This window comes from Curtobacterium sp. HSID17257, assembly GCF_003989515.1.
Classification (GTDB): Bacteria; Actinomycetota; Actinomycetes; order Actinomycetales; family Microbacteriaceae; genus Curtobacterium.
The window spans coordinates 1-14,998 of the sequence record NZ_RBLU01000010.1 but is presented as its reverse complement, the minus strand read 5'-3'; the positions used below and the strand labels follow the sequence as shown (position 1 = coordinate 14,998).

Below are 14,998 nucleotides of genomic sequence, written 5' to 3'. Positions count from 1 at the left end.
TCAGGCCGTCCAACCCAGGGTCGGGCGTGGACATTCCCGACAGTCGACGACGGCAGCGCCCGACGACGGTAGACCCGCGCGCGGGAGTCGCGGCACGCCCGTGCGCCTCCGCGGGAACGCGTGTGCTCCGCTGCATACTCCCTGGAGGTACGAGCACGACCGTACGCAACGCTCGGGAGGCGCAACCATGCAAGACGTGAGAGTCATCGGAGTCGAGTCCGGGGCGCTCCTGCTCGCGACCGACGGCGGCACCGAGTTCCGGTTGCCGGTCACCGCGTCGCTGACGAGCCAGGTCCGCCAGGCGAACCCCGACGCCGGCCCGCAGAAGCGCGTGTCCCCGAAGGACGTCCAGGCCCGCATCCGCGGCGGCGCCGACGCGGCCGAGGTCGCGGCGGCGCTCGACGTCGACGTCGAGTACGTCCGACGCTTCGAGGGCCCCGTGCTGGCCGAGCGCGCCTTCGTCCTCGACGCCGCGCGTCGCGTCCCGGTCACGCCCTCCGATGCCGAGGCACCGGACACCTTCGGCGAGGCCATCGAGACCAAGCTCGAGTCCGGCGATGCGACCGGCGTCGCGTGGGCCTCGTGGAAGAACGCCGAGCAGGGGTGGCAGGTCCGCGTCCGCTACACCGCGTCCGAGGTCGAGCACGATGCACAGTGGCTGTTCGACCCGAAGACGTCGACCCTCACGCCCGACAACGGCGATGCGCACCGCCTCTCGCACACCGACGACGAGGGCATCGCCCCGCGCCTGCGTGCCGTGGAGAACGACCACCACGACGCCGACGGCACCCGCTTCGACTCCGGCGCCTTCCGCGTCGAGCAGACCGAGGACGCCCCGACGCCCGAGGTCCAGGAGCGCCCGCTCCGCGCACCGCTCCCCCGCATCGGCGCCGCGCCGGTCGAGGAACGCTCGCCCGGCAACGAGACCGCCGACCTGCTCGAGGCTCTCCGCCGACGACGCGGTGAGCGCGAGGCTGCGTCCTTCACCGAGCACCAGGACGAGCCCCGCGGGACGTCCATCAGCGTGGTCGACGTCCCCCTGCAGGGCTGGGACTCGCCGGCGTCCGCTCCCGAGCGCGACGACCGCCCGGCCTCGGCTCCCGAGGGCGACGGCCGTCCGGAACGCAAGAAGCGCAACCGCCGGTCGATGCCGAGCTGGGACGAGATCGTCTTCGGCACCCGTCCGGAGGACCCTGCCTGATCTGGCACCACGCTCGGTCCGTGACGGACTGGAGGCCCGGCGCAGCCCCGCAACGCCCGTCGCGTCGCGGGGCTGCCGCCGTTCCGGCCCGGGTCGGGTCGAACGGGCTCAGGAGGCGAAGGCGCCCGCCAGGCGCAGCGGGACGAAGAGCTCGTCGTCCGTCATCGCGCCGTGCTGGCCGACCATCCGCTTCGGTTCCTTCCGGGGATCGGCCTCGCGGTCGTCGTTGAACGCCCACGAGCCCCGCGCCACGACGACCACGTCGCCGATGCGCGGGAGCACCCGCTCGTCCACGGCGCCGAACCACCCGGCGGCGACGGCCTCGTCACGGCTGGCGACGTACGCCTTCTTGCCGTAGCGGGTGCGCCACGCCTCGACCAGGGCCGGCACGTCGGTCCCGGGACGCACGGCCAGCTGGCGGCAGCGGGGGTCCCCGGCGACGCCCACGACATCGACGAGGAGCGCCGGGTCGATCGCGATGTTCGCCTCGGCGGGCACGTCCAGCACGCCGTGGTCTGCCGTCACGAGGATGCCGACGTCGGGAGTGCTGCGGGCCGCGAGGCGTGCGAGCTCGCCGTCGAGCGACTCGAGCGCCGCGGTCCAGCGGTCGGACTCCCACCCGTGCTTGTGGCCGATCGAGTCGAGCTCCGGCACGTAGAGGTAGACGAGCGACCGACCGGACGCCGTCGCGGCCAGTGCGGCGTCCACCCGCTGCGGGATGCTGTCGGCGGCGGTGTACCGCGCACCGCCGAGCACGTGCGCGGTCATCCCCGAGGACTCGTAGCGGGCCGGGCCGACCACCACGGGGTCGATGCCGAGCGCGGTGGCCTCGGTGAAGACCGTGTCGGTGAGGAGCCAACCCGCCGGGACCTCGGAGTCCCACCCGGAGAGCAGGTTGACGACCCGCTCACCCTCGGGCTCCCACCCGCTGTAGCCGACCACGCCGTGCGTCCCGGGCGACCGGCCGGTCGTCAGCGTCGTCAGGGCTGCGGCGGTCGTCGTGGGGAACCCGCTGCGCAGCCGCTTGAGCGTGCCGCCGCCGGTGGCGGCGGTGAGCCAGCGGGCGTGTCCGGCGCGCGCCGACAGGGCGGACGAACCGAGGCCGTCGACCAGCACGACGACGACCGAGCGGGCGGGACGGAGGGTGATCCGAGCCTCCCGGCCGGTGCTGCGCAACCACGTGTCGTCGGCGGCGCCGAGCGCGACGAGGCAACTCGGGAGCACGTCGGCGAGGTTCGCGGTGGTGTCTGGGGCGCTCGGTACGCTGGGGGGCACCCCGCGATCCTCCCAGAAAGGTCCCATGGCACGCACGGAAGCAGTCGGCCTGCCCGACGGTGAGCGCATCGAGGACGTCGACGTCTCCGAGGAGATGCAGGGTTCGTTCCTCGAGTACGCGTACTCCGTCATCTACTCGCGGGCCCTGCCGGACGCGCGCGACGGCCTCAAGCCGGTGCAGCGACGCATCCTGTACCAGATGGCCGAGATGGGACTGCGGCCGGACCGGGGGCACGTGAAGAGCGCCCGTGTCACGGGCGAGGTCATGGGCAAGCTGCACCCGCACGGCGACGGCGCGATCTACGACGCGCTGGTGCGGATGGCGCAGCCGTTCACGATGCGCGTGCCGCTGGTCGACGGCCACGGCAACTTCGGGTCGCTCGACGACGGCCCCGCGGCCGCCCGGTACACCGAGGCCCGCCTGGCCGAGCCGTCCATGGCGATGACCGAGGGCCTCGGCGAGGACGTCGTCGACTTCGTCCCGAACTACGACAACCAGATCATGCAGCCCGGCGTGCTGCCCGCGGCGTTCCCGAACCTGCTCGTCAACGGCGCCTCGGGCATCGCGGTCGGCATGGCGACGAACATGGCGCCGCACAACCTGGGCGAGGTGGTCGAGGCCGCGAAGCACCTGCTCCTGAACCCGACGGCGACCCTCGAGGAGCTCATGGAGTTCGTGCCGGGCCCGGACCTGCCGTCCGGCGGGACGATCGTCGGGCTCTCCGGGGTGCGCGACGCCTACGCGACCGGGCGCGGGTCGTTCCGCACCCGGGCGAAGGTGAGCGTCGAGAACCTCACGCCGCGCAAGGTCGGCCTCGTCGTCACGGAGCTGCCGTACCTGGTCGGCCCCGAACGCGTGATCGAGAAGATCAAGGACGGGGTGCAGGCGAAGAAGCTCGCCGGCATCTCCGACGTCAACGACCTGACCGACCGGAACCACGGGCTGCGGCTCGTCATCGGCATCAAGTCGGGCTTCAACCCGACGGCAGTGCTCGAGCAGCTGTACAAGCACACCCCGCTCGAGGACGGCTTCGGCATCAACAACGTCGCGCTCGTGAACGGGTCACCGCGCACGCTCGGCCTGCGCGAACTGCTCGACGTCTACGTGCAGCACCGGCTCGACGTGGTCACGCGACGTTCCCAGTACCGGCTCGCCCGTCGGAAGGAACGGCTGCACCTCGTCGAGGGTCTGCTCGTCGCGATCCTCGACATCGACGAGGTCATCGAGGTCATCCGCTCGTCCGACGACTCCGAGGCCGCCCGCACACGACTGCAGGACGTCTTCGACCTGTCCGAGGTCCAGGCCGAGTACATCCTCGAGCTGCGACTGCGGCGCCTGACGAAGTTCTCGCGCCTGGAGCTCGAGGGCGAGCGTGACCAGCTGCTCGCCGACATCGCCGCGCTCGAGGAACTGCTCGCCTCCGACGCGCGACTCCGTGCCCAGGTAGCGCAGGAGCTCACCGAGGTGTCCGACCGGTTCGCCACCCCGCGTCGCACCCTGCTCACCGAGGCCGATGCCCCGGTGCGCGGTGGCCGCAAGGCCGCGGTCGACCCCGAGTCGCTGCAGGTCGCCGACGCCCCGTGCCGCGTGCTGCTCTCCACGACCGGTCGACTGGTGCGCGTGGACATCCCCGACACCGACCTCGGGATCGTGCGGGTGCCGAAGCGGTCGAAGCACGACGCGGTCCGCTCCACCGTCGTGTCGACCGTCCGCGGGCAGGTCGGCGCGCTGACCTCGACCGGTCGGGTCCTGCGGTTCTCCCCCGTCGACGTGCCCGCCGTGCCGCCGGCCTCCGTCCGGCTCGACGCCGGTGTCCGGGTGTCCGACTACCTCGGGATCACCAGGACCGAGACGGTCGTCGCGCTCGTCGACCTGTCCGCGGGTGCGACGGACTCGCTCGCGATCGGCACCGCGCAGGGTGTCGTGAAGCGCGTCGCGACGGGTGCATGGCCGGACAAGGACGAGTTCGTCGCCATCGGGCTCAAGCCGAAGGACACGGTCGTCGGCGCCGCGCAGGCGCCGGAGTCGGACGACCTCGTGTTCATCACGTCGAACGCGCAACTGCTGCGGTTCCCGGCGTCGGGCGTCCGACCGCAGGGGCTGCCCGCGGGCGGCGTCGCCGGTGTCGCCCTGGCTGCGGGCGCGGCAGTGATCTGGTTCGGGTCCGTCGCACGTTCGGACGACGCCGTGGTGGCCACGGTGTCCACGGCCTCGGGTGCGTTGCCGGGGACCGATCCCGGGCGCGCGAAGGTCTCGGCGTTCTCGGAGTTCCCCGCGAAGGGTCGGGCGACGCAGGGTGTGCGCGCGCACGCGTTCCTGAAGGGCGAGGACGGCCTCACCGTGGCGTGGGCCGGCATCGCGCCGCCGCACGCCGTCGGCGCCGACGGTGCCGCGCGGACCCTGCCCGACTGGCTGTCGAAGCGCGACGGGTCGGGCGCGCCGCTCGAGGCCGTGATCGGCTCGATCGGCGGGAGCGCAGCGGCCCTGGACGGCACCGCGGGCGAGGCGTAGGACCCGCGGCCCTCGGTCCTCGGTCCTCGGTCCTCGGTCCGCGTGAGTCTCGGGCTCCGCGACAGTTCTCGCGCCGCAGGGCACGAGAACTGTCGCTCAGCGCAAGTCCCAGGCCGGGCCGGGCCGGGTCGGGTCGGGCCCGCCTACGCGTCGATGCGGTCGCGGTCGAGGCCCTCGCCGGCGAGGATGAACTCCTTGCGCGGCGCGACGTCGTTGCCCATCAGCAGCTCGAACACCTTCGCGGCGCTCTCGGCATCGGTCACGTTCACGCGACGGAGGGTGCGGTGCGCCCGGTCCATCGTGGTCTCGGCCAGCTGGTCGGCGTCCATCTCCCCCAGGCCCTTGTACCGCTGGATCGGCTCCTGGTACTTCTTGCCCTGCTTCGCGAGCTTCTTCAGCACCGCCTGCAGCTCGGCCTCGGAGTAGGTGTACAGCGTGTCGTTCGCCTTGCCGCGGTTCACCACGACGACGCGGTGCAGCGGCGGGACGGCGGCGAACACCCGGCCCTGCTCGATCATCGGGCGCATGTACCGGAAGAACAGCGTCAGCAGGAGCGTGCGGATGTGCGCGCCGTCGACGTCGGCGTCCGACATGATGATGATCTTGCCGTAGCGGGCCTGGTCGATCTCGAACGAGCGGCCCGAGCCGGCGCCGATGACCTGGATGATCGAGGCGCACTCGGCGTTGGACAGCATGTCCGACACCGAGGCCTTCTGCACGTTGAGGATCTTGCCGCGGATCGGCAGCAGCGCCTGGTACTCACTGTTGCGGGCGAGCTTGGCCGTGCCGAGCGCGGAGTCGCCCTCGACGATGAAGAGCTCGGTGCCCTCGGCGTCCTGCTTGCGGCAGTCGGCGAGCTTCGTCGGCAGTGACGAGTTCTCGAGCGCGTTCTTGCGGCGCTGCGTCTCCTTGTGCGCCCGGGCCGAGATGCGGGTCTTCATCTCGGCGACGACCTTCTCGAGCAGGGTCGCTGCCTGGGCCTTCTCGGTGCGCTGCGTCGAGGTGAGGATCTCGGTCAGGTGCTTCGAGACGACCTGGTCGACGATCTTCCGGACCGCGGGGGTGCCGAGGACCTCCTTCGTCTGCCCCTCGAACTGCGGTTCGGGTAGTCGGACGGTCAGCACGGCGGTCATGCCGGCGAGGACGTCGTCCTTCTCGAGCTTGTCCTGGCCGACCTTGAGCTTGCGGGCGTTCGCCTCCACCTGGGTCCGCACGGCCTTGACGACGCCCGACTCGAAGCCGGTCAGGTGCGTGCCGCCCTTCGGCGTCGCGATGATGTTGACGAAGCTCCGCTCGACCGTCTCGTACCCGCTGCCCCACCGCATCGCGATGTCGACCTCGCACGTGCGCTCGACGGAGGTGGACACCATGTGCCCCTTGTCGTCGAGCATCGGCACGGTCTCGGTGAAGGTGCCGGTGCCCTGGATGCGCCAGACGTCGGTGACCGCGGAGTCGACGGCGAGGTGCTCCACGAACTCGCTGATGCCGCCCTCGTAACGGAAGCGCTCGATGACCGGGCCGGGCGTGACGGGCGTACCGGTCGCCTCGGCGCGCTGTGCGGCTGCCTCGATCGAGGTCGGACGCTCGTCGGTGATGGTGATGCCGAGCCCGGGCACCAGGAACGCGGTCTGGCGCGCCCGGCTGACGAGGTCGGTCGTGCTGAACTTCGCGTCGGACGTGAAGATCTGCCGGTCCGCCCAGTACCGGACGCGGGACCCGGTGACGCCCTTCTTCACCTTGCCGACGACGCGCAGCTCGCTCCCCGAGGTGAACGGCGTGAACGGGGCGTCGGGGCCGTCACCCGCGAAGGTCCCCGGCTCACCCCGGTGGAAGGACATCGCGTAGGTCTTGCCGCCCCGGTCGACCTCGACGTCGAGGCGCTCGGACAGCGCGTTCACGACCGAGGCACCGACGCCGTGCAGCCCGCCCGAGGCCGCGTACGACCCGGAGCCGAACTTGCCGCCGGCGTGCAGCTTCGTGAACACGACCTCGACCCCGGTCAGCCCGGTCTTCGGCTCGACGTCGACGGGGATGCCCCGGGCGGTGTCGCGGACCTCGACCGAGCCGTCGTCGTGCAGCACGACGCCGATCTCGTCGCCGTGCCCCGCGAGCGCTTCGTCGACGGAGTTGTCGATGATCTCCCACAGGCAGTGCATGAGCCCACGGGAGTCCGTCGACCCGATGTACATGCCGGGACGCTTCCGAACGGCCTCGAGTCCCTCGAGGACGGAGAGGTGTCGTGCAGAGTAGTCGGAGCTCACCTCCCGATCGTACCGGGCGGGGCACGTTCCGGACGGTCGCGAACCTGTACCGTTCGCATCGTGCACAGAATGTGCAATGTTAGCATGTGTCGTATGCCAGCTCCTGTTGCTCGGCGCACCCTTGCGTCCACCTTCGATCCACACGCCAACTCGTTGAACGTGTTCCGGCTCGTCTTCGCCGCGGCGGTCCTCGTCTCGCACTCGACGGCGATCGCGGGCGTCGAGCAAGAACTGGAACTCGGCGGCATGACGCTCGGTCGCTGGGGAGTGCTCGGGTTCTTCACGGTGTCGGGCTACCTCATCAGCAGGAGCGGCGACACCATGCACTCTCTCACCGACTTTGCCGAGGCTCGCGCGGCCCGCATCTTCCCCGGGCTGATCGTCAACCTCCTCGTCACGGCTTTCGTGTTCGCTCCGTTCTCCACCCGACTCGAGCGCGGTTCGCAGTGGGACCCGGTCAGCGCTGTCCAGTACGTCTTCCACAACGCGCTCCTGTACCCGCCCGGTCTCCTCCGAGAGGGGATCGACACCACGCTGGTCGGCGTGCACTACACCGGTGTCTGGAACGGCTCGCTCTGGACACTGTTCTGGGAAGGGTTCTTCTACGTCGGCGTCGCCGTCGGCATCCTCGTCTCTCCGGTGACCGCGCGTCGCACCCTGTCCATCGCGGTGGCGGTCTGCTTGACCTTCGCGGCTCTCCCGAGCACTTTCGGCTTCGTCGACTACCCGGGCGTCCTCGGTCCAGCGCTCGAAGTGGGAGTCGCTTTCGCCGCTGGCGCTGTCGCCTACTACTGGCGGGCCAGCATCCGCATCTCCACGGCGACCGTCCTGGTCTTGCTCGTCATCGTCGCGGCGTCGATCATGACGCAGACCAGCGCGATCATTGCGCCGCTGCCGATCGTCATCCTGCTCCTCCCCTTGAGCTCCTTGACGCCGCTCCACGCCGTCGGATCCCGGGTCGACGCCTCGTACGGCGTCTACATCTACGCTTGGCCGCTGCAGCAGCTCACCACCCTCGCGCTCGGTCCCGCGACGCCGCTCGCGGTCCTCCTGTCCGTTCAGGTCCTCCTGACACTCGCGGCCGGGTGCCTCTCCGGTGCCCTCATCGAGCGACCGGCCCAGAACTGGGCGAAACAGCGTCGTCATCGACGCTCCGGGGACAAGGACCACCGCGCTGCGGCGATGACGGATCCGCGCTCAGCGAAACAGGCCGTCCGCGATGCACGTCTCCCAGCCACCACGTGTTCAAATGGGTGTCCACCCGCACCACCTGCGATCCGTGAGGAGCACAGCAATGACCCAGACCGTGCACGACCTCTCCATCGACGAAGCCAGCAGCCACCAGCTCACCGCCGCTGACCGCTGCGACAGCTGCGGAGCGCAGGCGTACATCCGCGCCACCATGGCCAGCGGTGAGCTCTACTTCTGCGCCCACCACGGCGCCGAGTTCAAGGACAAGCTCGCTGCCACCGCGCTCGAGTGGCACGACGAGAGCAGCCGACTCCACGAGTCGAAGTAGTCGCCACCAGACGGAGGAACGGGAGGCGCGGTGCCAGCTGGCACCGCGCCTCCCGTTCGTTCGTGTGGTCGCGTCAGTGGTCGGGGGTCGCGTCAGGCGATCCGCTTGAACGCCTTGTCGACGTAGCGGTCGACGGTGGCGCGCGCCTCGCGTGCGTACCGGTCGATGGTCGCCGTCCGCTCCGGGTCCGGCGCGTACTCGCGACCGAGTCGCGCGGTCGCGGCGGCGAGCACCGCGTCCGTCAGCTGCGGGTTGAGCGGCAGGATCGGCCCCTGCGTGTGCGTCCCGAAGGACGAACCCGAGACCGCTCCCTCGACAGCGGACCCGGCCTGGTTGCCGCCACCGGAGACGACGTCCGCGAAGGGCTCCACGCCCGCGCCGAGCTCGATGCGCGTCGCGTGGTCCTCGAACCCGGCGAGACGCGTCGACGCTCCGGGCAGGAGGGGGTAGCGCGTGTCGAGCACGAAGTAGTTCACCCGGCGGTCGGCACCACGGACGGCGCGCGCGTCGAACACACCGAAGCCCGCCACGGGCGAGCCCTCGGTGGGGACGACCTCGTTGGTGGCGAGGTCGAAGCCCCCGCCGACCGCCACGACGGGCACACCCGAGGCGGCGAGGTCGCGGAGCGGCGCCCCGATCCGCCCGACGTCGGCCCCGAGCGAGCGCATCGCGCTGAGCGGACCGTTGCCCACGACGACGACGTCGGCCGCGGTCGGCAGGTCGTCGCCCGGCGCGTACTCGACCACCTCGGTCGCGATGCCGGCGGCCTCGGCGCGACGCGTGAGGGCCACGACGTTGCCGCGGTCCCCCGAGACGCCCATCTGACGCGGGTAGACGTGCAGGATGGTCAGCCGTTCGGCCGTCATGCGGTCTTCTCCATGTCCCCGTGGCCCAGGGCCTTGCGGGCGATCATCATGATCTCGTAGTTGACGATGAAGTTCTTCGTGCCCGACGTCGTCGGGCCGAGCTGCTCCATGTACCGGATCGCGGCCTCGACGTCGGGCTCGACCCGGCCGATGCGGACACCGGCGTGCTCGAGTGCGATCGCGATCTGCCACGCCTTGTCACCGGACACGACGTCCACGTGGTCGAGCTTCGAGAAGTCGATGTCGTAGATCCACGAGATGTCCGGCGTGCCCTCGTCGATCGCCACGAGGACCTGCTCCGGGCGGTCCGGCAGGGCGTCGAGGTTGAGCTGCAGGCTGGCTGCGTTCTTGAACATCGTGAACTCGGCGGACTCGCCGGCGATGGGCAGGCGCTCACCGCGGCCGTACGCCGGCTTCATCGTGCCGAAGGCCTTCGTCACGGCGTCCGCGCGGAACTGTGCGCCGAGCGCGGCACTCGCGGTCGCCGTCGCCGCAGCGGCGTCCACCGCGTAGTGCAGACCACGCGCCGGCAGGCGGACGGGGATCTCGGTGCCGTCGAAGCGGATCGTCGCACCGTCGCCCGTGTTCACGACGACCTCGGACTCCGCCGGGTTCGGCTCGCCGGCGGTCCGGTCGAAGTCGTCCGCGTTCTGCAGCCCGTTCGGGGCTGCGGCGACGACCTCGGCGCTCGCACCGAAGCGGAGCACGCGCTGACCCGAGCGGGCCGCGTACGCGTCGAGGAACTGGTCATCGCGGTTCGTGATGACGTTCGCCGTCGACAGCGCCGCGGTGTCGAGCATCATCGTCGCGACGCGCTCGGTCTCGAAGAAGCGGTAGAGCTGGTCGACCTGCACGTTGAGCATCGTCACCGTCGACGGAGACAGGATGCCGGCGAGCTCGACCGCGAAGGCCTCGTCCACCTCGAGGATGCCGATGTCCGCCTTGAGCCGGCCGGTCAGCGACACCTCCGACAGCAGCGCCGAGGCGATGCCCTGCGGCAGGTTCGCGCCCGACGGGTTCGTGAAGACGCGGAGGCCGTGCGCGCGGACGATGTCCGAGATCATGTGCGTCGTCGTGGACTTGCCGTTCGAGCCGAGCACGAAGACGACGCCGTTGGGGAACTGCTTCGTCACGTGCTGCAGGAAGTCCGGCACGAGCTTCAGGACGATGTAACCCGGGTAGGCGGACCCGCCGCCCCGCGCACGAGCGAGGGCACGGAGGATCCGCCCGACCAGGATCGGGATGAGGAAGCGCATCGGCCTACTCGAGGTAGTCGCGGAGCGACTGCGACCGGGACGGGTGGCGGAGCTTCGCCATCGTCTTCGACTCGATCTGACGGATGCGCTCGCGCGTCACGCCGAACGTGTCACCGATCTGGTCGAGGGTCTTCGGCTGACCGTCACCGAGGCCGAAGCGCATGCGGATGACACCCGCCTCACGCTCGGACAGGGAGTCGAGCAGGCTCTCGAGCTGCTTCTGCAGCATCGTGAAGCCCACCGCGTCGGCCGGCACGACCGCCTCGGTGTCCTCGATCAGGTCGCCGAACTCCGAGTCGCCGTCCTCGCCCAGCGGGGTGTGGAGCGAGATCGGCTCGCGGCCGTACTTCTGGACCTCGACGACCTTCTCCGGGGTCATGTCGAGCTCGCGGGCGAGCTCTTCCGGCGTGGGCTCGCGACCGAGGTCCTGCAGCATCTGGCGCTGCACACGGGCCAGCTTGTTGATGACCTCGACCATGTGGACGGGGATGCGGATCGTGCGGGCCTGGTCGGCCATGGCGCGGGTGATCGCCTGACGGATCCACCAGGTGGCGTACGTCGAGAACTTGAAGCCCTTCGTGTAGTCGAACTTCTCGACCGCACGGATCAGACCGAGGTTGCCCTCCTGGATGAGGTCCAGGAACTGCATGCCTCGGCCGGTGTAGCGCTTCGCGAGCGAGACGACCAGGCGCAGGTTCGCCCCGAGCAGGTGCGACTTCGCGCGCTGGCCGTCGCGGGCGACCCAGCGGAGCTCGCGCTCCTCGGGCTTCGACAGCCCGGTCGAGTGCTGCAGCTTGTCCTCGGCGAACAGGCCGGCCTCGATCCGCATCGCGAGCTCGACCTCCTGCTCGGCGTTGAGGAGCGCGACCTTGCCGATCTGCTTCAGGTAGTCCTTGACGGGGTCGGCGGTGGCACCGGTGATCGTCGTCGAGTAGACCGGGGCCTCGTCGTCGTCCGACTGCGAGATGACGAGCGCGCCCGCGGCGACCGCTGCTGCGGCGTCCGGCTTGGCGCCCTTCTCCTCGGTCTCGGTGTCCTCGGCGTCGTCGGTCGTGTCGACGGCGTCGTCGGCGGGCTCGACGACCTCGTCGTCCTCGTCGTCGTCGTCGGCCTGCTTCTTGGCGCGCGTGCTGGTCTTCTTCGGTGCGGCCTTCGCTGCGGGCTTCTTCGCGGCGGTGGTCTTGGTGGCGCGCTTCTTCGGCGCAGCCTTCCCCTCGGCCGCGTCGGCGTCGTCCGCCGCGACGGCCTCGGGCTCGGTGTCCTTCGTGGGATCGATCGTCGTGCTCCGGGCAGCCATGCGATCACCTCTCTCGTCGTGCCACGTTCGTGGGGTCGTGGCCTCCCTCGCCGCCCAGGGCCTGGGCCGCGGTCTCCCGCGTCGTCAGGTCCTACCGTTCCGGGCAGCATGAGGACCCATGTCAAGTCCCCCGGTTCCCGCGGCGCGACGAGGCGACGTGGAGACGAGAGGCCCGAACGGGTCCGTCCTCCATTATTGCACGGCCTTCTTCCGCAGGCGCGCAACGAGTGCAACCCAGAGCGGTCCCACCCGTATTCCGTCCTGTGCGTGCATCTCCCGCCGGGTGCGCCTGCGCGCGAGCAGCAGCATGACGACGCCGAACCCGACGACCACGTACTGCACGGTGAGCGCGACGCGGAAGTTCTCCCAGGCGAAGACCGTCCGCCCCGTCGCTCCCGACACGACGTCGAGCAGCGTCCCGATGAGGAACATCATCACGAAGGCGGCCAGGAACCCGCCGACGTTCACGACCCCGTTGGCGGAGCCCAGCGACCCGACCGGGTTGAAGCTGCGGGCGAAGTCGAAACCGATCAGCGAGCCGGGGCCGCCCACGCCCATCGCGAGCACGAGCAGGACGAGCAGCCACGTCGGTGGGTGCCCCGGCCAGAGGAGGACGGCCGTCCACACCCCGCCGAGCGCGAGGACGATGCCGAGCACGAGGTTCGACCGACGGAGCGGGAACCGGGCACAGAGCACGCCGAGCACCGGCCCCGCGACGAAGCCCGTGACGACGATGACGGTGAGGAAGCCCGCGGCCGCGGACGGGCTGTAGCCGAGACCGCGCAGCATCGGGACGCCCCAGAGCAGCGAGAACACCGTGCCCGACGACTGCGTGACGTAGTGGGACCAGAAGCCGAGCTGCGTGCCCGGGCGGCGCAGCGCATGCCCGAACGTGTGGAGGGCGCCGCGCCACGAGTGCGGCAGGGGCAGCGGGATCGTGTCGGTGCGCACCGCCACCGGGCCGTTGCGGACGAAGACGACCGCCAGCACGAGGCCGACAAGGCTCGCGGCCGCGGCGACCCCGAACGCCGGGGTCCACCCTGCGGTGTGCAGGAGCACGGCGAACGGGAAGGCCGACAGGACCTGCCCGACCTGGCCGAGGTTGCCCGTCCACTGCGAGATCTGGGGCAGGATCCGACCGCTGAACCACATCGGGACGAGACGGATCACCGAGATGAACGTCATCGCGTCACCGGCGCCGACGAGCACCCGACCCGCGATGGCCGGACCGATGGTGGGCGAGAAGGCGACGACCGCCTGCCCGACCACGAGCAGCGCGGCGCCGAGCAGGACGAGCTTCCGCGGACCCACCCGGTCGAGTGCGATGCCCACCGGGATCTGCAGACCGGCGTAGACGGCGATCTGCACGACGGCGAGGGTGGAGAGGACCGCCGCCGAGACCGCGAAGCGGTCCTGCGCGTCGACCCCGGAGACGCCGAGCGACGAGCGCTGCACGACGGCGAGGACGTAGGCGAGCACCGCGACGCCCCAGACGAGGAAGGCACGGCGGGAGTTCACCCGACCAGGCTACCGACGCGCGCCCCGCGCCCGACGCGGGCTGTGGAGGACGGGAGGCGCGGTGCGGGCTGTGGAGGAGCCTCCGGGCCGGACGCGGTGCGGGTGCTCCCCGTCAGTCGTTCCGAACGCCGCCGCCGGCCTGCGGTCGCCGTCAGTCGGTCGGCGCGTCGCCGTCGGGACGGCGGTCGGCCAGGAAGCGCTCCAGCTCGGCCGCGATCGCGTCGGCGGTCGGGACCTCGCCGTCGACGTTCGTCAGGGGCGACGCGACCGGGTTGCCCTCCATGTACGTGTCGTGCCGTTCCTCGAGCACGCCGACCAGACGCTGGAGCTCGGGGTTCCCCGCGACCTGCTCGTCGACCCGGGTCCGGAACTCGCGGTCCGACTCCCGCAGGGCGTCCGTCGGGAAGATCAGCCCCGTGGCCGCCGAGATGCTGGACAGCGCGGTGACCGCGGCGTCGGGGAACTCGGTGTCGCCGAGGTAGTGCGGGACGAGCAGGACGAGCCCGGTGACCTGCTCGCCCAGCTGCGTCAGCCGGTGCTCGACCAGGTGCAGGACGTTCGCGGGGGCCTGGGTCTCCGGCTTCCAGACACTCATCTGCTCGACGAGGTCGGCACGGGTACCGGACACCGTCAGGCTGATCGGGCGCGTGTGCGGGACCGGCATCGGGATGGACTGCAGCCAGGTGGTGTCCGCCACCTGCAGCCGCTCGGCGAGGCCCGTGACCGCGTCGACGAAGCGGTTCCACTGGAAGTCCGGCTCGTACCCGGTGAGGAAGAGGAACGGCTGCCCGAGCTCGTCGCGCACGAGGTGCAGGGCCAGACGCGGGGGCTCGACGGCGGTGATGTGGTCGTGCTCGAACGTGATGACCGGCCGACGTGCGCGCCAGTCGAGCAGGACGTCGGGGTCGAACTCCGCGACGAGCTCGTGCTCGAGGCCGTCGATGATCGAGGTCGCGACCTGTGCGACGGCGGACCCGGCGTCGACGAAGCCGGTCAGGCCCGCGACCAGGTGCAGCCCGGCCGGGACGGTCGGCGCGCCGTCGGGAGCGGAGTACAGGTCCTCGGGGTGGTTCACCGTCCCCATGCTAGGCGGCACCCCCGACCGACCCTGCGCGGCGACCCGACGCTCTCGGCGAACACGTGCTGGCTAGGCTTGGCGCATGGTCCGACCGACGCTCTCCACCACCACCTCGACCCCCTCCGACGTCGATGCCGACGTCCTCGTGCTCGGTGTCCGCGCGGGCACCGACGGCGGCGCCCCCGCGATCGCGACGAGCGCCGCCGGCGCGCTCA

11 protein-coding genes are annotated in these 14,998 nt (G+C 71.0%); 4 read left to right on the top strand and 7 right to left on the bottom strand.

From position 1 onward, the window contains the following. Positions 1-196: 196 nt before the first annotated feature. A complete protein-coding gene (gene sepH, locus D8M35_RS03440; RefSeq protein ID WP_161972587.1) occupies positions 197-1,201 on the top strand; it encodes a septation protein SepH in 1,005 nt (334 codons plus the stop codon). 108 nt (positions 1,202-1,309) lie between these two features. On the opposite strand, the gene D8M35_RS03435 is transcribed toward sepH, so the two are convergent. Next, positions 1,310-2,476 (bottom strand): alkaline phosphatase family protein, encoded by a 1,167-nt coding sequence (locus D8M35_RS03435; RefSeq protein ID WP_202976518.1) that lies wholly within the window; start codon positions 2,474-2,476, stop codon positions 1,310-1,312. 25 nt (positions 2,477-2,501) lie between these two features. Between D8M35_RS03435 and D8M35_RS03430 the strand changes: the two genes are divergently transcribed. Next, on the top strand, positions 2,502-4,988 hold the full coding sequence (locus D8M35_RS03430; protein ID WP_126890575.1) for a DNA topoisomerase (ATP-hydrolyzing) subunit A: 2,487 nt from the start codon (positions 2,502-2,504) through the stop codon (positions 4,986-4,988). A 143-nt stretch (positions 4,989-5,131) separates the two neighbouring features. Here the strand turns inward: D8M35_RS03430 and D8M35_RS03425 are convergent, their stop codons facing one another. Further along, the gene (locus D8M35_RS03425; RefSeq protein ID WP_126890574.1) at positions 5,132-7,249 is read right to left on the bottom strand and encodes a type IIA DNA topoisomerase subunit B; all 2,118 of its coding nucleotides are present in this window, start codon (positions 7,247-7,249) and stop codon (positions 5,132-5,134) included. 93 nt (positions 7,250-7,342) lie between these two features. On the opposite strand from D8M35_RS03425, the gene D8M35_RS03420 reads away from it, so the two are divergent. Together D8M35_RS03420 and D8M35_RS03415 are read left to right on the top strand one after the other, a co-directional pair. Further along, complete coding sequence (locus D8M35_RS03420) at positions 7,343-8,608, top strand: acyltransferase (protein WP_161972586.1); 1,266 nt, start codon at positions 7,343-7,345, stop codon at positions 8,606-8,608. Beyond that, positions 8,544-8,768, top strand: a complete 225-nt coding sequence (locus D8M35_RS03415; protein ID WP_058728615.1) for a hypothetical protein — start codon at positions 8,544-8,546, stop codon at positions 8,766-8,768. Before D8M35_RS03420 ends, D8M35_RS03415 begins: the two co-directional genes overlap by 65 nt. A 92-nt stretch (positions 8,769-8,860) precedes the next feature. Here D8M35_RS03415 and D8M35_RS03410 read toward each other — a convergent pair whose 3' ends face one another. The 5 genes from D8M35_RS03410 to D8M35_RS03390 form a co-directional block, all read right to left on the bottom strand. Then, positions 8,861-9,634 carry a type 1 glutamine amidotransferase gene (locus D8M35_RS03410; protein WP_126890572.1) on the bottom strand — a complete coding sequence of 258 codons (774 nt, stop codon included), beginning with the start codon at positions 9,632-9,634 and terminating at the stop codon, positions 8,861-8,863. After that, positions 9,631-10,890, bottom strand: a complete 1,260-nt coding sequence (locus D8M35_RS03405; RefSeq protein ID WP_126890571.1) for a MurT ligase domain-containing protein — start codon at positions 10,888-10,890, stop codon at positions 9,631-9,633. Before D8M35_RS03405 ends, D8M35_RS03410 begins: the two co-directional genes overlap by 4 nt. A gap of 4 nt (positions 10,891-10,894) precedes the next feature. Continuing rightward, positions 10,895-12,187 (bottom strand): RNA polymerase sigma factor, encoded by a 1,293-nt coding sequence (locus D8M35_RS03400; RefSeq protein WP_126890570.1) that lies wholly within the window; start codon positions 12,185-12,187, stop codon positions 10,895-10,897. A gap of 192 nt (positions 12,188-12,379) precedes the next feature. Continuing rightward, complete coding sequence (locus tag D8M35_RS03395; RefSeq protein WP_126890569.1) at positions 12,380-13,705, bottom strand: nitrate/nitrite transporter; 1,326 nt, start codon at positions 13,703-13,705, stop codon at positions 12,380-12,382. 151 nt (positions 13,706-13,856) lie between these two features. Continuing rightward, positions 13,857-14,789, bottom strand: a complete 933-nt coding sequence (locus D8M35_RS03390; RefSeq protein WP_126890568.1) for a proteasome assembly chaperone family protein — start codon at positions 14,787-14,789, stop codon at positions 13,857-13,859. Positions 14,790-14,998: the final 209 nt, after the last annotated feature.

Bases quoted from the DNA above. Each gene is read 5' to 3' on its own strand.
- D8M35_RS03400 (WP_126890570.1), bottom strand. From the start codon at position 12,187: ATGGCTGCCCGGAGCACGACGATCGATCCCACGAAGGACACCGAGCCC.
- D8M35_RS03420 (WP_161972586.1), top strand. From the start codon at position 7,343: ATGCCAGCTCCTGTTGCTCGGCGCACCCTTGCGTCCACCTTCGATCCA.
- D8M35_RS03430 (WP_126890575.1), top strand. From the start codon at position 2,502: ATGGCACGCACGGAAGCAGTCGGCCTGCCCGACGGTGAGCGCATCGAG.
- D8M35_RS03410 (WP_126890572.1), bottom strand. From the start codon at position 9,634: ATGACGGCCGAACGGCTGACCATCCTGCACGTCTACCCGCGTCAGATG.
- D8M35_RS03390 (WP_126890568.1), bottom strand. From the start codon at position 14,789: ATGGGGACGGTGAACCACCCCGAGGACCTGTACTCCGCTCCCGACGGC.
- D8M35_RS03415 (WP_058728615.1), top strand. From the start codon at position 8,544: ATGACCCAGACCGTGCACGACCTCTCCATCGACGAAGCCAGCAGCCAC.
- D8M35_RS03405 (WP_126890571.1), bottom strand. From the start codon at position 10,890: ATGCGCTTCCTCATCCCGATCCTGGTCGGGCGGATCCTCCGTGCCCTC.